Origin of the sequence: uncultured Phocaeicola sp., assembly GCF_948499155.1 — a bacterium.
Classification (GTDB): Bacteria; Bacteroidota; Bacteroidia; order Bacteroidales; family Bacteroidaceae; genus Phocaeicola; species Phocaeicola faecalis.
The window spans coordinates 64,225-83,616 of record NZ_CAOOSE010000012.1 but is presented as its reverse complement, the minus strand read 5'-3'; the positions used below and the strand labels follow the sequence as shown (position 1 = coordinate 83,616).

Below are 19,392 nucleotides of genomic sequence, written 5' to 3'. Positions count from 1 at the left end.
CCTAATAAGTTTTACGCTCTTTATTTTTATTAATTTTTCCTATTTAGTTATTCTTAGGTAATGTACCATATTTCCACTTAATAGCAGAACAAGGCAGAAATACAGCACCTTTTTGTGACACACCATCAACTGTCACATTGCCTGTAGCCACATGGATACCAACAGCTCTTTTCGTACTTGGACTAAACACTAAGCCACCGCTATCTCCTGACTGTGAATCATATGTTGCGACTGCAAATTCAGTAAAGGTTCTTCCGGGAATTTTTGTTTTTTCCACAATAATCTTGCCAGGACCTCTATGATAAAAACCTTTAAAGGCAACCATATTATCCTTCTTTACATTATCAAAAGTTCCATCCACTATAGTAATAGTAGCATTATTATAATCAAAAGTATTAGAAGAACTAACATTGCTAGCAAGAGTACAGACAGCTAAATCATATCCTGTAGCATCACATTCAACACACGAACCCAATTCTGTTTTATAATCTTGATTATCCAGCATTTTATTACCAACAGCTTTAACTGTATGACCTGCAGTTACAATACACGGTTTTGTTTTATAAACGCATCGATATCCAACAGTTCCTCCACCTTGAGCAGAATAGAATCCCTCTCCTGGTATCATAGCTGTCGGAGTTATAGAAAAAGGGGTTGCTTCAACATTGTTATCCAAAGAGCCTTCAGTCTCAGTAAAAGTCAGTTGCCAAAACTTCACTAATGGTGAATCTATTACCTCTTTCTTAAATTTGTTTATACTAGCTTCGGACAAATCCTCTAACATAACAACTACTTTTCCTTCTTTAGGATCTATACCACAACCAGATATACCTAATACTTTCCATCCCCCCATTTCATCTCGGCTGTTAATTATATCTCTAACTGAGAGAAGCTCATTCATTGTGGTAGTGCCCTCTTCTATAATGAAATTTTCACTTTTACACCTTTGTGTCAAGTCTTTTTCATATTCTTCTAAAATTATACCTTTTACTTTTACAATCAAGACACCATCTTTTAAATAGCTTCCACAATAATAATCAGGGTACACCGATTGCACTCCGTTCGCTCTCGTGTGAGTTTCAAATGAAGATTCAAGATTATTAATCACATCATTTGCATTATTCACTACAGATTGATTCGTCTCATTTATTGAAGAATCCAAATCAGTATTTGAACAAGATCCAAATCCTAATACCAACAATAGAAATGCGCTTAAGAACAAAATCTTTTTCATAATAATACAATTTAAATAATTAAACAAAAAGTTATTTTACTAACATTTTTGATGGGAAACACCCCTTATTTATGCTAGTCTAATAACCCATTTATTACAATGTGGACCTGGGGAGAATCGAACTCCCGTCCAAACGAGAAAACCATATGCTTTCTACATGCTTATCTTTGCCTAAGGTTTTCGAGCATAAGCAAGACCAAAGCCACCAACCTATGCCTTATCCTCTAAAATTTCGTAAGAGTCACGAGGAGAAACCCAAACTATTCCCGAATTTGCTGTGCCACTTTATCAAACGCTTCGGAACAAGAGCTTTTGAGTGACATCTCGTTTCTACCACTTTGGTAGAAATAAAGCTAATCTACTATACTTCAATTAAGCAGCGAGAGCATAATTTTCGTTGCCAGATAAAATTTTGATAACTGAGATTTAAGTGGAAATTACCGACCCACTGCATGCTTACATACCATTCCAACTCGCTGTCAATTCCAGTCAAGCCCTAATGATGTGTCAAATATAAATATTCATTTTTGAAAGAACAAACAAAACGATGAATATTTAAATAAAATATCATACGCTATCACAAAAGTTAATTTATTTAAGAGAAGCTGATTGCCTTTGATATAAATAATGATAATCAGACTATCAGTTTCCCAAACAGGGTGTAATGTTGGGTGCAGTCATTATAACAATCTGATTATCAGTATTAATTGTGGAGCTGGAGGGAGTCGAACCCTCGTCCAAACGAGGAAGCCATACGCTTTCTACATGCTTATCTTCGCCTAAATTTTCGTGTATAGACAAGACCGAAGCCACCAATCTATACCTTATCCTCTAAAATTTCGTGAGAGACGCGAGGAAAGTCTCAAACTATTCCCGAATTTGCTGTGCCACTTTATCAAACGCTTCGGAACAAGAGCTTTTGAGTGACATCTCGTTTCTACCACTATGGCAGAAATAAAGTTAATCTACTATACTTCGATTAAGCAGCGAGAGCGTAATTTTCGTTGCCAGATAAAATTTTGATAACTGAGATTATAGTGCCAATCACCGACGCACTGCATGCTTACATACCACTCCAACTCGCTGTCAAATCCAGTCAAGCCCGAACTGGTATCTATGATAGATGCCGCAAAGATAATAATTCTTTCCCGATTATAGGTCATTTCTTTGCAATTATTATAAATATCCGTGTTAATCAATTTTTCTGTGAATCTGGTTCAAATATACGTTTATAAGCGTTATTGTACAAAAATGAGCGGCCTTATGGACAATTTTGCTCTATCGTTTGAACTGTTTTCTTTATCTTTACCTCGACAAATAATGACTGTTTAATCTAATAATCTAAATATTATGAAGAACTTGTTTCTTGTTCTTGCTTTGTTGGGAAGTTCTACGATGCTTCCGGCGCAGACAACGACTAAAATACCGAAAGTCTATCAGCCTGTCAAGAAATCTATGTACCATAAAGGATGGATTGATTTTAATAAGAATGGTGTGATGGATGTTTACGAAAACCCAAATGCCAAAATTGAAGACCGTATTGAAGATCTTCTCGGACAAATGAATATGGAAGAGAAGACTTGTCAGATGGTGACGCTCTATGGTTATAAAAGGGTGTTGAAGGATGCGCTTCCCACTTCCGAATGGAAGAATATGTTATGGAAAGATGGGATGGGAGCCATTGACGAACACCTGAATGGTTTTCAGCAATGGGGGCTTCCTCCTTCGGATAATGAGAATGTGTGGCCGGCTTCCCGGCATGCATGGGCATTGAATGAAGTGCAGCGTTTTTTTGTTGAAGATACTCGTCTTGGCATTCCGGTTGACTTTACCAATGAAGGTATTCGGGGGGTGGAGAGTTATCGTGCCACGAACTTCCCGACACAACTTGGATTGGGACATACCTGGAACCGTAATTTAATTTATAAAGTGGGCAGGATAACCGGACGTGAGGGGCGTATGTTGGGCTATACTAATGTATATGCTCCTATTTTGGATGTAGGGCGCGACCAGCGTTGGGGACGTTATGAGGAGGTGTATGGAGAGAGTCCTTATCTTGTTGCCGAACTGGGTATCGAGATGGTGAAGGGTATGCAATATAATTATCAGGTAGCTGCCACCGGTAAACATTTCATTGCTTATAGTAATAATAAAGGTGCGCGTGAGGGTATGGCGCGTGTTGACCCGCAAATGTCTCCCCGTGAGGTGGAGATGATTCATGTTTATCCGTTTAAAAGAGTGATAAAGGAGGCCGGTCTGTTAGGGGTGATGAGCTCTTATAATGATTATGACGGTTTCCCTGTGCAAAGCAGCTATTATTGGCTTACTACTCGTTTACGCGGTGAATGGGGATTTATGGGGTATGTTGTTTCGGACAGCGATGCCGTGGAATATTTGTATACCAAACATGGAACGGCAAAGGATATGAAAGAGGCTGTCCGTCAGAGTGTGGAGGCCGGATTGAATGTTCGTTGCACTTTTCGTTCGCCAGACTCGTATGTGTTGCCGTTGCGTGAACTTGTTGAAGAAGGAGGGTTGAGTGAAGAAGTGATTGACAACCGTGTACGGGATATTCTTCGTGTCAAGTTCTTGGTCGGATTGTTTGACGAACCGTATCAAACCGATTTGGAGGGCGCTGATAAAGAGGTGGAGAAGAAAGAAAACCTGGAAGTGGCTCTTCAGTCGTCTAGAGAGTCGCTGGTGTTGTTGAAAAATGAGCAGAATACGTTGCCGTTGAACCTTTCGGAAATAAAGAAAATAGCTGTATGTGGCCCTAATGCGGATGAAAGCAGTTATGCCTTGAGTCATTATGGCCCTTTGGCTGTAGATGTGGTTACTGTGTTGCAAGGTATTAAGAATAAGGTGAAAGATAAGGCGGAGGTTCTATATGCTAAAGGTTGTGAATTGGTGGATGATAATTGGCCTGAATCCGAATTGATTGATTATCCTTTGACAGAGCAGGAAAAGAATGAAATAGATAAAGCGGTAGCTAATGTCAATCAGGCGGATGTGGCTGTCGTGGTGCTTGGAGGCGGGCAACGTACTTGTGGTGAGAATAAGTCGAGGAGTAGTCTTGAGTTGCCGGGACGCCAGCTTGATTTATTGAAGGCTGTATATGCTACCGGAAAACCGGTCGTGTTGGTGTTAGTCAATGGGCGTCCGCTGTCTATCAATTGGGCGGATAAATTTGTTCCTGCCATTCTGGAGGCATGGTATCCGGGCTCAAAGGGAGGTATTGCTGTTGCCGATGTTTTGTTTGGAGACTATAATCCGGGTGGAAAGCTGACTGTTACCTTTCCGAAGAGTGTAGGACAGATTCCGTTAAATTTCCCGGCTAAACCTTCTTCGCAAATTGATGGCGGGAAGAATCCGGGAATGTCTGGAAATATGTCTCGTGTAAACGGTCCTTTGTATCCATTTGGTTACGGACTGAGTTATACGACTTTTGAATATTCCGATTTGCAAGTGAGTCCGAAAGTAATTACACCAAATCAGAAAGTGACTGTCACATGTAAAGTTACTAACACCGGCAAACGTGAAGGAGATGAAGTTGTACAGCTCTATTTAAGGGATGTTGTCAGTTCTCTGACCACTTGCGAAAAGAATCTGGTCGGTTTCGAGCGTCTTCATCTGAAGCCGGGCGAGACCAAGGAAGTCCGTTTTATACTCGACCGTAAAGATATGGAGTTGCTGAATGTGAAAAATGATTGGGTGGTGGAACCGGGTGAATTTAAAGTTATGGCCGGAGCTTCTTCAGAGGATATTCGTTTGAGTGATAAGTTCATGGTGATGGAATATGGTATGAATGGTGTGTTGTCTGAAACAGGAAACGGTAAGGAAAATGCCATTTCTGCCAGTACTGAAATGCAAAATGTGGGCATGACGCTCGATAATAATCTGAAGACTTGCTGGCAAGGGAACAAGGGAGACTATATTACTTTTGCTTTAGAGAACGGTGCAAAAATAGATGGTCTGTCTATCGTTTGGAAGAAAGAGAATGGCGGTGAGGCTGATTTTGAGATTCAATTGTCGAGCGGTGGAGGACAATTCCTGACTGTATATTCGGGTAGTGTGTCTAAGTTCGATGAATGGGTTTCTTATGCTTTCAAAGGTACTACAGCAAGCGACTTGCGCATTCTCTTGAATTCGGATGGATTGGGGGTAGCCGAAGTGAAAATCAACCAATTAAAAAAAGAATAATAAAGAATTTGGGCCGTTATAGCATGTATTTTGCCAAGAAGTGAGTATATTTGGGAGCGCGTTATGTGCTCCCTAATCTATATAAATATATTATGAATAAAAAAATATTGGCATTGTGTATGAGTGGTTTGTTGTTGGGTGCTTGCACTTCAAAGCAACAGAAGAGTGTAGTTACAGTAGATGAAGATAGTGATAAGATGTTCTTGTTTGTAGGCAGTTATGCTACACCGGAGGAAGAAGGCATCAAAGTTTATCAGTTTAGTGAAGATACCGGGAAGGCAACTTATATCAGTGGCTTGGAAGGAATTTCGAATCCTTCTTATCTCACCCCGTCCGCGGATGGTGAAAGACTGTATGCCGTAGGCGAGGATAATGGAAAGAGTTCTACAGCAAATGCCATCATGTTCAATAAGGAGGATGGTAAACTGACATTGCTTAATTCTCAGCCCACCAATGGCGGAGCACCTTGTTATATTACGCTGAGCCCTTCCGGAAACTTTGTGCTGACGGCTAATTACATGGGAGGAAGTATCACTGTTTTTCCATTAAATAAGGAAGGCAGGTTGGAACCGGACAGTCGTCTGATTTCTTTTGTCGGTGATGGTCCGGATAAAGAAAGACAGTCTCAGCCTCATTTGCACTGTGTGGAATTTACTCCCGATCACAAATATCTGTTGGCGGATGATTTGGGTACAGATCAAATTCATGTGTTCCCGGTGAGTGAATCTGTTTCCGATGGTGTTTCTCATTCTCTGTTGAATGAAGGGGAGTCAACCCAGGTAAAGGTGGAACCCGGTTCAGGTCCCCGCCACATTTGTTTCCATCCCAATCAAAAATTTGCTTATCTTATTAATGAGATATCAGGTAAAGTAACGGCCTTCTCTTATCATAAGGGCAAATTGGATGCTATTCAGTACATAGCAGCCGATACGGTTGGGGCAAAAGGTAGCGGTGATATTCATATCACTCCCGATGGTAAGTTTCTGTATGCTTCCAACCGCTTGAAAGCAGATGGTATTGCTATTTTTTCTGTGGACGGTGATAAAGGAACATTGACAAAAATTGGTTATGAATTGACAGGTATTCATCCGCGTAACTTTATCATTACGCCTAATGGCCGTTATTTATTGGTAGCTTGCAGGGATAGTAACCTGATTCAGATATTTGAGATTGATAAGGAAACAGGCTTGTTGACCGATACCGGAGAAAAGATAGAAACTTCCAGACCGGTGTGTCTGAAGTTCTCTTATTGAACTGTTATCTGAGAAGACTTATTTCTAATGATGCCGGCTTATGATTAACACAGATTTATTTAAGGAAGTGTCTCCGCTTTCGTCCAAAGATTGTTTTATATTGATAGAAAGGCAGAAATCGAATTTTAATTTTCCTGTCCATGTTCATCCCGAATACGAGCTTAATTATATTGAGAATGCAAAGGGGGCGCAACGCATTGTAGGCGATTCTATTGAAGATATTGAAGAAGAGGAGTTGGTGCTTATTGCCAATCCTCGGTTGGAGCATGCCTGGATGGATCACCATAATCGGTCACAACATATACATGAAATAACAATTCAGTTTCACCCGGATTTGTTGGAAGAGAGTTTTCTGAACAAGAATCAGATGGTCAGTGTGAGGCAATTGTTTCGGCGTGCCGAGAAAGGCGTTGCCTTTAGTCGTGAGGCCGTAATAAAGGTACGCCCTATGCTGAAACTACTGACCTGCGAAAATGACAGTTTTTATTCACTTATCAAGTTGTTGATAATCTTTCATGAGCTTTCTTTAGATAGGGGGATGCGTGAACTTGCCAGTCGCTTGTTTATGACAGATACCCGGCAGGAAGGAGACAATAACCATAAACTGAATAAGATAATAGATTATATAAACAGGCATTATGCCGAGACTATTCGTTTGCCGGATGTGGCAGAGATGGTTAATATGAGTGAAGCGTCTTTTTGTCGTTTTATTAAGCAACATACTTCCCGAAGTTTTATTGATTTCCTTACTGATATACGATTGGGGGCCGCCTCGCGAGCATTGGTCGACTCAGCGGATTCCATAGCCGAGATTGGTTATAAGTGTGGTTTCAATAACCTTTCTAATTTTAATCGTATCTTTAAAAAGAAGAAGGGTACTACGCCCAGCGAATTTCGAAGCAATTACCGTAAGAGTAAAACCATTGTTTAGTTTTTCCTTGGATAGCTATGGACTGTTCTTCTGCTTTCTGTCTTTGTCACCGGATTGATAAGATTTCATCATTTAATGCTTGGATTCTATTAGGTTTGTACTTTATTAATTGAGAAATTTGCAGCGGCACTAAATAAGTGCATAGAATAATTATTAATACATGATAAATATAGGTATATGAATGCAGATTTTGAACAGAAAATAGCTTTGTTACAGCAACAGCATGAAGTATTGTTGCAGCGGTTGAACTTTCCGGTGGAAGAAACGAATGGCATTGTCCGTCGTTATACATATCCGATAGTTACGCGGGAACATATACCGTTGGAGTGGCGCTATGATTTTAATCCTGATACCAATCCATACTGTATGGAGCGTATCAGTTTTAACGCAACCATGAATAGTGGGGCCATTAAATGGAATGGTAAATATGTGTTGGTTGTCCGTGTGGAAGGTGCAGACCGGAAATCTTTTTTTGCTGTAGCAGAGAGTCCGAATGGCATTGATAATTTTCGCTTCTGGAAGCGTCCTATCACATTGCCTGATATTAATCCTGCAGAAACAAACGTATATGATATGCGTCTTACTGCCCACGAAGACGGTTGGATATATGGAATATTTTGCAGTGAACGCCATGATGACAGTGCGCCGGCCGGTGATCTCTCGTCGGCGGTAGCAAAAGCGGGTATTGTCCGTACCAGGAATTTGGTGGACTGGGAACGTCTGCCGGATTTGAAGTCTGGCAGTCAGCAACGGAACGTAGTGCTTCATCCTGAGTTTGTTAATGGGAAATATGCACTCTACACTCGTCCGCAAGACGATTTTATTAATGCGGGCAACGGAGGAGGCATCGGCTGGGCACTTATAGATGATATGACTCAGGCGGAGGTGAAAGAAGAAATCATTATAAATCATCGTCATTATCATACAATAAAAGAGGTGAAGAATGGTGAGGGACCACATCCTGTCAAAACACCTGCCGGATGGTTGCATTTGGCACATGGGGTGCGTGCCTGTGCTGCCGGATTACGCTATGTGCTTTACCTTTATATGACGGCATTGGACGAACCTTGGAAGTTAATAGCAGAACCGGCAGGCTATTTCTTGGCTCCATTGGGCAGCGAAAGAGTGGGAGATGTATCCAATGTGTTATTCTCTAATGGTTGGATTGCGGATGAGGATGGTACCGTATATATCTATTATGCATCCAGTGATACTCGTATGCATGTGGCTACTTCTACTATCGATAAACTGGTAGATTACTGTATGCACACACCGGCAGACGGATTGCGTTCGGCAACATCCGTAGCTGCGATTAATGATTTGATTGATAAAAACGAAACATATTTGAATAAATGAAAAAGCTTTTAGGATTAATACTCTTGATGCTGCTTCCTTGCTCTGCTCTTTCTATGTGGGGACAGACCGGACAACAAATGAAACTAATTTCTTATAATATTTGGAATGGTTTTGAAGGAGACTCGTTGAGGCGTGCACGTTTTATCGAATGGACTCAAAAACAGGCTGCTGACATATTTGTGTTGACAGAACTGGTTGGGTTTAAGGAAAAGGATTTGAAAACATTGGGGCAGGTATGCGGGTATCCGTATGCTGCCATGGTGAAAGAAGAGGGATATCCTGTCGGAGTACTTTCCAAGCAACCGATAGAAGTGATTAAGAAACAAGTAGAAGGCTTTTGGCATGGGATGATGCATGTTAAAACTGCCGGTGTTGATGTCATTGCTACTCATCTCAGTCCTTTTGAGTGGAAATACCGCTTGAATGAGGCGCAACAAATCGTGGATTATATCCATAGAAATCATTTGAAGGATTATTATGTAGCGGGTGATTTGAATGCTCATTCTCCGTTGGATGCCGATGAGATAGCCGGCCATGATACATTGCTGGTAAATATGCAATGCTGGGATATGTCACAAAAGAAATATCGTAATTTGAGGGAAGGGCGATATGACTTCTCTGTCATTTCGACTTTCCTTGCAGCGGGCATGGAAGATGCGATAGGACGGATGGTGCATCCGGCAAGTGCACGTATGAGTTTTCCGGCTGCTTTTCTTTATGATTGGCAGTGGGACGACAAGCGTTTGCCGCAACGCCGTGAACGGTTGGATTATATATTGCTTTCTCCCTCATTGATGGAGAAATGTAAAAGTGCTGCCGTGCATAATGGAATAGAGAATGAAGGGATTTCAGATCATTATCCGGTCAGTGTGATTCTAGAGAAATGAAAAAAACGGTGGAAAGGAGAATGAAGATATGAATATGAGATATCTAAGATATTGTTTATTGTTTGTGTTTGGTTTGGCAAGTGTATGCAGTTGTACTGATAGTGAGAAAGTAGTTTATTATCGGGGCATTGCCGTGGATGATGCGGATGGCAGCGAGGGACTGTATAATCCCGAACGTGGGTTTCGCTTGGAAACAGCTGTCGATCTTGCTACTCAAAAAGAGAGCCCTACCTTGCAACTGGATACTTTGTCGTTGAAGTATGCTTCAGATAGTGTATCACTTTCGCAAAGTTATTTTTATTTGACCTATCTGACCGATAAAAAGCTATCGGATACAGAGTTTCAAACGATGCAGGCATATTTTGACAGGCTGCAACAATTGGGGAAGAAAGCTGTCTTGCGTTTTGCTTATGAAAAAGATTTTGTGCGTCAGGAACCGGTGGGGCCTACATTGGAAGAAGCATTGGCGCATCTTGAACAGTTGAAACCATTTCTGCATAAGAATAAAGATTTGATTCTGGTCGTTCAGGCGGGTGTTATCGGTGCATGGGGAGAATGGCACAGTTCTATTCATGGTCTGGAGCATTCCGACACGGCAAAGGTTGCCATATTGGAAAAGTTGTTGGAAGTGGTACCTGCAGAGAAGAACATACAGGTGAGACTTCCCGAATTTAAGAATCTTCTGAAAGGTAAACCGGAATTGTATAAACGTATTTCTTTTCATGATGACTTTATCGTTATCAAGCCTGATCGTTGGGATGGAGATATGCATGAAGGCACGTCCAATTTTGAACAGATTGTAAGAGAATCGCCTTATTTGGTTGTAGACGGTGAATTGCCATGGGGCTTTTGGAGTGCCGGATGTGACCCTGACAGCCCATCTGCCGGATGGATTATTGATGGTATGGGAGCTGCGCGCCGATTCTTCCTTCAGCATTATACTTCTTTGAGTGTTATTCATAATTATAAGGAACAGCATTCCAACCGGATGTTTGATGAGGCAAATGCTCCTGAATATTCGATGGTTGTGTGGAAGAAAAGTATGATAAATGCGGACTCTTTGAGAAAATATCACATGCCGGTATCAGACCATTATTTTCAAAAAAAGGATGGAACATTGGTTTTACGTAGTATTTTTGACTATATTCGTGACCACTTGGGATATCGTATCGAATTGCAGAAACTGGAAATGCCGCAAACCATAAGGAATGGAGAAGCATTGACTTTAAATTTGGAATTTATTAATCGTGGATTTGCCGGTTTCAGCAGTGAACGTCCTGCTTGTTTTGTATTGATTGACGAAAAGGAAGAGATAACGGAATTGCCGGCATCATTCAGCTCTTCCGACTGCCAGCCATATCAGCCTGGAGATACAGCTTATACTCCTTTGGCTCACTCAATCTTATTTGCAGGAAAGGTACCTGTTTCTCCGGGAATTTATCGCTTGGGGTTATGGTTACCTGATGTGTCGGAGCGATTGAAGTATAATCCTCGTTATGCTATTCGATGTGCCAATGGTGATGTAGACTGGTGGATTTCAAAGGATGGGAGATATGGGGTGAATGTATTGGCAACGATACAGATAAAGCCGTAAATATACTATTATGAAGCATTTTTATAAGTTATTATTCTTATTCGTTTTTTTCTTTTCCGGCCGGACGCTTTGGGCTAATCCGGTTATTATCGGCAATAGCCGTTTTACATTCATTACCGACCAATTGGTGCGTATGGAATATGCGCAGAATGGCCATTTCTTAGATGATCCCACTTTGTTTGCCATTGACCGTTCGACGGAGTGTAAAGACGTGAAAGTAGAGGAGAAATCAAAAGGCCATTATGTATTGTCTACTCCGGTGATGCGGATTGAATACTATGCGGACGGATTTCCGTTTGGACAAACCAATTTGCATGTTTATTTTAAGAATGGTGAAGAAGCTAAAGAGAAACATTGGTATATAGCCAGCAGACAAAGTGGAAATCTGCTGGGAGCCCTTACGACCTTGGATGAAGTGGATGGTCCGGTAGATCGTCAGGAAGGTTTGTTAAGTCGTGACGGTTGGTATCTGATAAATGATACAGGCAAAGAGGTGTTGCGTGACGGTTGGGTGAGTGCACGCGATGAAGAACATGTACAGGATTTATATTTGTTCGTTTATGGAAACGATTATAAATCGGCTTTACGTTCTCTTCGTGCTGTCAGTGGCCCGGCACCTATGCCGCGTAAATATGTGCACGGTTCGTGGTATTGCCGTTGGTGGAATTATACGGATGACGATTATCGTCAGTTGGTGCGTGAATATAAAGAACATGATTTCCCATTGGATATAATGGTTTTTGATATGGGATGGCATACTCAGAATGCTACCGTCGGCACAGGGCATGCAGGAACCAGAGGATGGACAGGGTATAGTTGGAATCGGGAACTGATAAAAGAACCAGCCAAACTGATACAGGATTTGAAAGACGACCATGTATATGTGGTGCTGAACGAGCATCCGCACGATGGATTACGTCCGCACGATGATGCCTATCCTATGTTTATCCGTGATTTGGGAACTGATACTCTGACAAACGGAGTTCCTCTGTTTGATGCCGGGAATCCGGAATATATGAAAGCATTTATGAAGCATGCTCACCAAGAGAGCGATACAATGGGTGTTGCTTTTTGGTGGTTGGACTGGCAGCAGGATTATCTTTATCCATACGTCAGAGGTACATCGATGAGACATTTGCCATGGTTGAATAAAATCTATTATGATTATTCTGCCCGTAATAATCTTCGTGGCGCCGGCTTTAGCCGTTGGGCAGGTTGGGGAGACCATCGGCATCCTATCCAATTCTCAGGTGATGCTGTGGCCAATTGGGATTTGCTTCGTTTTGAAATTGATTTGACTACAACAAGCGGCAATGCCGGTTGCTTTTTCTGGGCTCATGACCTGGGCGGATTTTATGGAGGAGACAATGCGGAGCTTTATACTCGTTGGACACAATTCGGTTTATTGAATTCATCTCTCCGTATCCATTCGGTATATGATGAGAAGCTTGATCGTCGCCCTTGGTTGTGGGGGGCTAAGGAAGAGGAAGCCATGAAACGCATCTATCATCTTCGTTCGCAGTTGATGCCGTATATTTATTCTTCTGTCCATCAGTGTTATGAAGATATGATTCCACTCAATAGAGGATTATATCTGGAATACCCGTCGGATGAGAAAGCATATCAATGTCCGGGTGAATTCCTATTCGGCGATTTATTGCTGGGAGCACCGGTAACAATGCCGGGAGAAGGAGAACAGAAGCTGGTCTCGCAAGAGGTGTGGCTGCCGGGGGAGGAAAACTGGTATCATTTCTTCACAGGGAAAGCATATCAAGGGGGCCGAACGGTGACGGTAGAAAGTCCGTTGGACGAATTCCCTTTATTTGTGAAGGGGGGCTACCCATTGCCTATGCAGCCTTATACAGAACGTATGTGTTCGACTCCTCTTACCGAGTTGATTGTCCGTTGTTATCCGGGCAACGACGGCTGTAATCACTCTTATACCTTGTATGAAGATGATGGAATTACGACAGCCTATCAGCAAGGGGAATCAGCCTCTACATTAATGAACTATCGTAAAGAAGGAGAACAGACTTTTGTTACTATTCATCCGGCAAAGGGCTCATACGAAGGCCAGCCTCAAAAAAGAGCTTATCGTATTGAATTGCCGGGAATTCCAGCAGGAACAAAAGTAAAAGTGAACGGCAAATCGGTAAAAGCCACTTTTGATAAAACGATAGGTGGTATAGTGGTTTCTGTCAAGCCGGGTGACATACGGAAGAAGGTGGAAGTGCAGATTGGCTGACCATTGAATTGCTTAAACAAGAAAAATCTTAAAGTAAATAATATATGAAATTACATGTTGTTGACATCCTGATTATTTGCGCTTATCTGATTATCATAGTCCTTATCGGGCTATTCCTGAAGAAGAAAGCGGCAAAGAATATGGATTCGTATTTCTTGGGAGGCAAGTCCCTTCCGTTTTATATGCTCGGACTTTCCAATGCTTCGGGTATGTTCGATATTACCGGAACCATGCTGATGGTCTATTGGGCCTTTGCTTATGGCTTCAAGAGTTTATGGATTCCTTGGTTATGGCCGGTGTTCAACCAGATATTCCTGATGGTGTATCTTTCTGTATGGTTGCGCCGAAGTAATGTGCTGACAGGTGCCGAATGGATTAAAACCCGTTTCGGACATGGAAAAGGAGCTACTTTGTCGCATACTATTGTGATTGTTTTCGCTTTGCTGAGCGTGTTGGGTTTCCTGAGTTACGGTTTTATCGGTATCGGTAAGTTTATGGAGATATTCTTCCCATGGGAGGTGGTCTCACAATATGTACCTTTTGATATTCCGTTGCAGTATGTTCCTCATTTCTATGGTATTTTCTTTACGGCAATTGCTACTTTTTATGTGATGTTGGGTGGCATGCTCAGTATTGTGTGGACAGATGTTGTTCAGTTTATGATTATGACAGTGGCAGGTGTCATCATTGCTATTATCGGCATGAATATGGTGGCTCCCGAAATGATTCAAGAATTTGTTCCCAGAGGATGGGATTCACCGTTTTTCGGTTGGGCGCTTGATATTGACTGGAGCGAACGGATGAATTTGCTGACAGAACGAATGGCTAATGAACCTTATAGCCTGATGGGTATCTTTGTGATGATGGCATTGCTGAAAGGAATCTTTATGAGTATGGCAGGCCCTGCACCTAACTATGATATGCAGAAGATACTTTCATGTAAGTCACCGAAAGAGGCAGCTATGATGAGTGGTTCCGTACCGGTTATTTTGCTGATACCACGTTATTTGATGATTATGGGATTTGCTTTGTTGGCAATTTATTTCTTTAAAGTAGACGGTGGCTTGGCGCAGATGACAGCGACGAATACGGATTTTGAAACCATTTTGCCTCATTTGATAACGAAGTATGTACCGGTAGGGCTGGCCGGATTGTTATTGGCGGGTCTGCTGTCAGCGTTCATGTCTACTTTCGCATCTACAGTCAATGCGGCTCCGGCTTATGTGGTGAATGATATTTATCTGAAGTATATCAATCCCAAAGCTCCTGTCAAGACACAGATTCGTGCCAGTTACTTAATCTCTGTTCTGGTTGTTATTATCAGTACGGTTATGGGTTTCTTCCTGAAAGATATCAATGAGATATTCCAGTGGATTGTAGGAGCTCTGTTTGGCGGTTATATTGCTGCCAATGTATTGAAATGGCATTGGTGGCGTTTTAATGGGGAAGGTTATTTCTGGGGCATGACGGCAGGTGTGGTTGCCGCTATTATCATGAAATTCACTGTTCCTGACGGATTGGTTCTATATTTCTTCCCTGTCTTGTTCGGCATTTCGCTGATAGGATGTATTGCCGGTACTTATTCCGCTCCTCCGACAGATGAAGATACATTGATTAATTTCTATATTCGTGTACGCCCGTGGGGATGGTGGAAACCGGTTAGCGATAAGGCGATAGCACGTTATCCGCAAGTGACGCGTAATAAGAACTTTAAGCGTGACGCATTTAATGTGACTGTTGGTATTGTGTGGCAATGTTGTCTGACTATTGTTCCGATGTATCTGGTGGTGCGCGGAAATCTGGGTTTTATCGTATCCGTCCTGATATTAATTGCGACAACCGTTATACTGAAATATACGTGGTATAAGCCGTTGTGTCGTGAGGAAGAAGAATATAATAGGTTGATGAAAGAGATAGGATTCGACAAAGAAGGTAATTGATATCATTTATATAGAAATAGGGGCGAACATTCCGCCCCTATTTTTTTAATATTCTATCTTGTCTGTTTTAGAACTCCATGCTTCGAATGCTTTAATAGCTTCTTCGCGTAACATCACTTCAGAGGGAAGCTTTCTGTCTTCCGGTTTCAGTTCCAGTTCATCATAGATAAATGAATCGTCGAAACCTATATTCTTTGCATCCGTCTTATTATTAGCGTAATACATCTTATCCAATCGTGCCCAATAGATAGCACCCAAACACATGGGACAGGGTTCGCAGGAAGTATAGATTTCATATCCGCTTAAGTCGAACGTTCCCAATTTAGCAGTGGCGGCGCGTATGGCACTTACTTCAGCATGGGCGGTGGGGTCACACGAAGCGGTTACCCGGTTGACCCCCGTCGCTATTATTTCTCCGCCTTTAGCGATAACGGCTCCGAAAGGTCCTCCTCCGTTTGCTACATTCTCAATGGAAAGCTCGATGGCTTTCCGCATAAGTTCTTTTTTAGTCATAGTTGCTTATATCAGCAAGATTGGATTATACATAAGTCTCCAGGAACTTCACATGACCGTTTACCGCTACATTTACTTCTTTGGTGGCAGCCGGGAACAGTATGGACTCTCCTGCTTGAACTTCCAATGAATTACCCTCATTGTCGGTTACCGTGCATGAGCCTTCCATGCAGATATAGATTACAAAAGAATCCAGTTCACTGTAATCCATAGTCATGTTTTCTGTCAAATCGTATACAGAAGTGGTAAAGTAGGGGCAGGTTACCAGTTCCACCGGTTTGTTTTGTTCCGGTGTATAGTCGGTGCGGTAGTCTTCTTCCACAGTGTAATCGATGGCGTCCTTCGACAGCTCGGTATGCAATTCGCGTGTATTGCCGTTCTTGTCCTTGCGGTTAAAGTCATAGATACGATAGGTTACATTGGATGTCTGCTGGATTTCTGCAATAAAGCATCCGGCACCAATGCTATGGATTCGTCCGGCAGGCAGGAAGAATACATCTCCCGGCTGAACAGCATAGTCTGCCAAGGCATCGCAGATTGTATTGTCTGCAATCATTGCCGCGTATTCGTCAGGAGTGATTTTCTTTTTCAATCCGGAACGAAGATGAGCTTTGCCGCCTGCATTGTCGATAACATACCACATTTCTGTCTTTCCCATTGAGTTGTGGCGTTTCTTGGCAAGTTCGTCATCGGGGTGAACCTGTATGGAAAGATCATCGCAAGCATCGATGAATTTAATTAGCAAAGGGAAGTTATCTCCGAAACGTTGATAGTTGCTTTCACCTACTAGCGCTCCTTTGTATTCTTTTACCATGTCACTCAGGTTTTTACCTGCGTCTGTACCATTGGCAACAACTGACTCGTCGCCCGGAACATTCGAGATTTCCCAGCTTTCACCTACTTGTGCCTGTTCGGTTGCAAGATGTTTGAATGGGATAATCTTTTCGCCACCCCAGATGGTGGATTTCAGAATGGGGTTAAATTTTAATGGATACATAGGTATATATATTAAATGTTTTTAGGTTCGGATACAAAAATACGGAGATTCTACGACTTTACCCATAGAATCTCCGTAAAAATCACTCGCTATTTGTGTGTATTCAGAAAAGAGTATTAGTAGTCTGTATTGTTAGGGTCGAAATTAGTCCAACCGTCCAGCCAATTGTCATCCGCTCCGAATGCTCCGATATAGTCTACTTTATCAAAGCCATTGCCTAACAAGGTATTGTCAAATGAAGCGGCTGTCAATACGGGACTGCCTGCATTTGGCATATAATTCACACCGATGCCGCGCCCGTCTTTAAAGTTCAGTTCGTTCATGTCGGCAAGTACCTTATTCCCTTTTTGTGCTTTGAAAAAGCTGGAAGAGTAAGATTCCTGATTGGCATCGATCACGGTTTTATTTGCTGCATCATATAATACGTCATCATACACTCCCAATCACCGGGTTTACGTTGTCCTTTCGGCATTTCGTATATCCTCCCAGTTTGAGCGTGGGAGTAAAATCTCCGAATGCGAAATCATGCTGATAGTTGAGGTTGGCTGACAGGATGTGTTCGTCCAGACGCGAGAACTCACGGTTGATTTCATTCAGGTTCTCTACTTCCAATTGATTGGTATCCGTATTCAGCACCGTGTTGTACCGGCGGCGGTCAGGCATATTCCGGTTGGCATAAGAATATCCGGCACTCTCTTTCAGTTGTTGGTTATCCGGTTCCAATGTTATATTTATTTCTGACATGCCATTGACAGCTACCTCCAAAGTCAATGTTTTATAAGAAACATACGATATAACCAGTTTGTAAGTCCCGTTTCTCAATCCGGCCAGTTCGAAATTGCCGTCCAAATCAGTAATTGCCCCTGTGGTAGTACCACTGATTTGTATGACAGCACCGATGAGCGGTTCATTTGTTATTTTGTCGGTCACGCTTCCTCGCAGTGCTGCCGCCTGAATGGATATGGCCAAAAACAGGAAAATGATTATGAGGCCAAACTCTCTCTTCTTTGTATTCATCATTCTTTAGCTTGTTTTTTTATTCAGCGCAAAGGTCGGTTATAGGTGTTACATAGATGATACAGCCATGTGATACTTTCTTTTCGAATGTATTTTAATACTGTTTCATTGTCAATTGGAAGAAAGGGATTAACTTTGCACGAAAATTATAATTCAAGATTCTACTATGAGAAGTTTTGCATCCGACAATAATTCCAGTGTACATCCTCAAATAATGGAAGCACTGATGACGGCAAACACAGACCATGCCTTCGGCTATGGTGACGACCCTTGGACAGAAGAAGCAACCCGAAAAGTAAAAGAACAGTTTGCACGTCCCTGTGAGCCCCTGTTTGTCTTTAACGGAACAGGCAGCAATACGATGGCATTGCAATTAATGACACGCCCTTATCACATTATATTTTGTGCCGACACCGCACATATAGCAGTAGACGAATGTGGAGCACCAAGCAAGGCTACCGGATGTTTCATGCGCACAATCCCTACTCCTGACGGAAAGCTGACACCGGAACTCCTGAAACCTTATATGATAAACTTTGGTGTGGAGCATCACTCTCAACCGGGAGCGGTCTATATCAGCCAATGCACAGAACTCGGCACTGTTTATACTCCAGCCGAAGTACGCGCTTTGACAACGTTTGCACACGAACACGGTTTGTTGTTGCACATGGACGGTGCGCGCATCTCCAATGCTGCTGCAGCATTGGGAGTCAGCTTGGATGAAGTTTCGGGAGCATGCGGAGTAGATACCTTGACTTTGGGTGGAACAAAGAACGGCCTGATGGGAGCTGAATGTGTGGTGGTTTTCAATCCGGATTTGATGAAAGAAGCTCGCTACGCCCGCAAGCAGGCTTGCCAACTGGCAAGTAAGATGCGCTATATATCTTGCCAATTCACTGCTTTCCTGACTGATAACCTGTGGCTGCGATGTGCCCGGCACGCCAATGAAATGGCTGCAAAACTTGCTGAGGCTTTGCAAGCCATGCCGGATGTGACGTTTACCCAACCGGTAGAAAGCAATCAGTTATTCTTCATTATGCCTCGCGAAAAAGAGGATAAACTGCAGGAGTTTTATCATTTCTATTTTTGGAATGATGCTAAGAACGAAATGCGCCTTGTCACTTCTTGGGACACGACAGACGAAGATATTGATTTACTTATTGAACGTATTAAGTTACTGTAGGGACAGAATGTCTGCCCCTGCAGTATAGGATGATATGTGCGG

At 42.3% G+C, this 19,392-nt stretch carries 13 protein-coding genes, 2 other RNA genes and 1 pseudogene; 9 read left to right on the top strand and 7 right to left on the bottom strand.

Translation table 11 applies throughout. The features are described 5' to 3' along the window. Positions 1-43 precede the first annotated feature (43 nt). From QYT14_RS10570 to ssrA (QYT14_RS10560), 3 genes are all read right to left on the bottom strand, one after another. Positions 44-1,234 carry a hypothetical protein gene (locus QYT14_RS10570; protein ID WP_182423601.1) on the bottom strand — a complete coding sequence of 397 codons (1,191 nt, stop codon included), beginning with the start codon at positions 1,232-1,234 and terminating at the stop codon, positions 44-46. 99 nt (positions 1,235-1,333) lie between these two features. Then, positions 1,334-1,731, bottom strand: a transfer-messenger RNA (tmRNA) gene (gene ssrA / locus QYT14_RS10565). 210 nt (positions 1,732-1,941) lie between these two features. After that, positions 1,942-2,338: a transfer-messenger RNA gene (gene ssrA / locus QYT14_RS10560) on the bottom strand. Between the two features lie 246 nt (positions 2,339-2,584). Between ssrA (QYT14_RS10560) and QYT14_RS10555 the strand changes: the two genes are divergently transcribed. From QYT14_RS10555 to QYT14_RS10520, 8 genes are all read left to right on the top strand, one after another. Continuing rightward, positions 2,585-5,434 (top strand): glycoside hydrolase family 3 N-terminal domain-containing protein, encoded by a 2,850-nt coding sequence (locus QYT14_RS10555; protein WP_288325745.1) that lies wholly within the window; start codon positions 2,585-2,587, stop codon positions 5,432-5,434. Positions 5,435-5,526: 92 nt separating this feature from the next. Beyond that, on the top strand, positions 5,527-6,687 hold the full coding sequence (locus tag QYT14_RS10550; RefSeq protein ID WP_237039860.1) for a lactonase family protein: 1,161 nt from the start codon (positions 5,527-5,529) through the stop codon (positions 6,685-6,687). Between the two features lie 40 nt (positions 6,688-6,727). Continuing rightward, a complete protein-coding gene (locus QYT14_RS10545) occupies positions 6,728-7,618 on the top strand; it encodes an AraC family transcriptional regulator (protein WP_288325746.1) in 891 nt (296 codons plus the stop codon). A 177-nt stretch (positions 7,619-7,795) separates the two neighbouring features. Further along, positions 7,796-8,974, top strand: coding sequence for a glycosidase (locus tag QYT14_RS10540; RefSeq protein ID WP_288325747.1), 1,179 nt, complete (start codon positions 7,796-7,798; stop codon positions 8,972-8,974). Further along, positions 8,971-9,861, top strand: coding sequence for an endonuclease/exonuclease/phosphatase family protein (locus QYT14_RS10535; protein WP_288325748.1), 891 nt, complete (start codon positions 8,971-8,973; stop codon positions 9,859-9,861). The genes QYT14_RS10540 and QYT14_RS10535 overlap by 4 nt, the downstream gene beginning before the upstream one ends. Before the next feature lie 34 nt (positions 9,862-9,895). Next, positions 9,896-11,455, top strand: coding sequence for a DUF4874 domain-containing protein (locus QYT14_RS10530; RefSeq protein ID WP_288325749.1), 1,560 nt, complete (start codon positions 9,896-9,898; stop codon positions 11,453-11,455). Positions 11,456-11,465: 10 nt separating this feature from the next. Continuing rightward, positions 11,466-13,700 carry a glycoside hydrolase family 31 protein gene (locus QYT14_RS10525; RefSeq protein WP_288325750.1) on the top strand — a complete coding sequence of 745 codons (2,235 nt, stop codon included), beginning with the start codon at positions 11,466-11,468 and terminating at the stop codon, positions 13,698-13,700. A gap of 44 nt (positions 13,701-13,744) precedes the next feature. After that, positions 13,745-15,640, top strand: coding sequence for a sodium:solute symporter family protein (locus tag QYT14_RS10520; RefSeq protein ID WP_237039854.1), 1,896 nt, complete (start codon positions 13,745-13,747; stop codon positions 15,638-15,640). 45 nt (positions 15,641-15,685) lie between these two features. On the opposite strand, the gene QYT14_RS10515 is transcribed toward QYT14_RS10520, so the two are convergent. The 4 genes and pseudogenes from QYT14_RS10515 to QYT14_RS10500 all read right to left on the bottom strand — a co-directional run bounded on the left by QYT14_RS10515 (position 15,686) and on the right by QYT14_RS10500 (position 18,167). After that, complete coding sequence (locus QYT14_RS10515) at positions 15,686-16,153, bottom strand: nucleoside deaminase (protein WP_288325751.1); 468 nt, start codon at positions 16,151-16,153, stop codon at positions 15,686-15,688. 25 nt (positions 16,154-16,178) lie between these two features. Further along, entirely contained in the window at positions 16,179-17,150 is a 972-nt protein-coding gene (locus tag QYT14_RS10510) for a type I phosphomannose isomerase catalytic subunit (RefSeq protein ID WP_288325752.1), read from the bottom strand. 116 nt (positions 17,151-17,266) lie between these two features. Then, a pseudogene (locus QYT14_RS10505) lies at positions 17,267-17,587 on the bottom strand (hypothetical protein); the annotation flags it as partial. Next, positions 17,580-18,167, bottom strand: coding sequence for a carboxypeptidase-like regulatory domain-containing protein (locus QYT14_RS10500; protein ID WP_354002072.1), 588 nt, complete (start codon positions 18,165-18,167; stop codon positions 17,580-17,582). The pseudogene QYT14_RS10505 and the gene QYT14_RS10500, both read right to left, overlap by 8 nt. Positions 18,168-18,333: 166 nt before the next feature. On the opposite strand from QYT14_RS10500, the gene QYT14_RS10495 reads away from it, so the two are divergent. Continuing rightward, the gene (locus QYT14_RS10495; RefSeq protein ID WP_237039849.1) at positions 18,334-19,350 is read left to right on the top strand and encodes a low specificity L-threonine aldolase; all 1,017 of its coding nucleotides are present in this window, start codon (positions 18,334-18,336) and stop codon (positions 19,348-19,350) included. Positions 19,351-19,392: the final 42 nt, after the last annotated feature.

Excerpts from the sequence above, each read along its gene's own strand:
- QYT14_RS10520 (WP_237039854.1), top strand. The coding sequence starts at position 13,745 with ATGAAATTACATGTTGTTGACATCCTGATTATTTGCGCTTATCTGATT.
- QYT14_RS10570 (WP_182423601.1), bottom strand. The coding sequence starts at position 1,234 with ATGAAAAAGATTTTGTTCTTAAGCGCATTTCTATTGTTGGTATTAGGA.
- QYT14_RS10540 (WP_288325747.1), top strand. The coding sequence starts at position 7,796 with ATGAATGCAGATTTTGAACAGAAAATAGCTTTGTTACAGCAACAGCAT.
- QYT14_RS10515 (WP_288325751.1), bottom strand. The coding sequence starts at position 16,153 with ATGACTAAAAAAGAACTTATGCGGAAAGCCATCGAGCTTTCCATTGAG.
- QYT14_RS10555 (WP_288325745.1), top strand. The coding sequence starts at position 2,585 with ATGAAGAACTTGTTTCTTGTTCTTGCTTTGTTGGGAAGTTCTACGATG.
- QYT14_RS10500 (WP_354002072.1), bottom strand. The coding sequence starts at position 18,167 with ATGAATACAAAGAAGAGAGAGTTTGGCCTCATAATCATTTTCCTGTTT.
- QYT14_RS10495 (WP_237039849.1), top strand. The coding sequence starts at position 18,334 with ATGAGAAGTTTTGCATCCGACAATAATTCCAGTGTACATCCTCAAATA.
- QYT14_RS10525 (WP_288325750.1), top strand. The coding sequence starts at position 11,466 with ATGAAGCATTTTTATAAGTTATTATTCTTATTCGTTTTTTTCTTTTCC.
- QYT14_RS10550 (WP_237039860.1), top strand. The coding sequence starts at position 5,527 with ATGAATAAAAAAATATTGGCATTGTGTATGAGTGGTTTGTTGTTGGGT.
- QYT14_RS10545 (WP_288325746.1), top strand. The coding sequence starts at position 6,728 with ATGATTAACACAGATTTATTTAAGGAAGTGTCTCCGCTTTCGTCCAAA.
- QYT14_RS10535 (WP_288325748.1), top strand. The coding sequence starts at position 8,971 with ATGAAAAAGCTTTTAGGATTAATACTCTTGATGCTGCTTCCTTGCTCT.
- QYT14_RS10530 (WP_288325749.1), top strand. The coding sequence starts at position 9,896 with ATGAGATATCTAAGATATTGTTTATTGTTTGTGTTTGGTTTGGCAAGT.
- QYT14_RS10510 (WP_288325752.1), bottom strand. The coding sequence starts at position 17,150 with ATGTATCCATTAAAATTTAACCCCATTCTGAAATCCACCATCTGGGGT.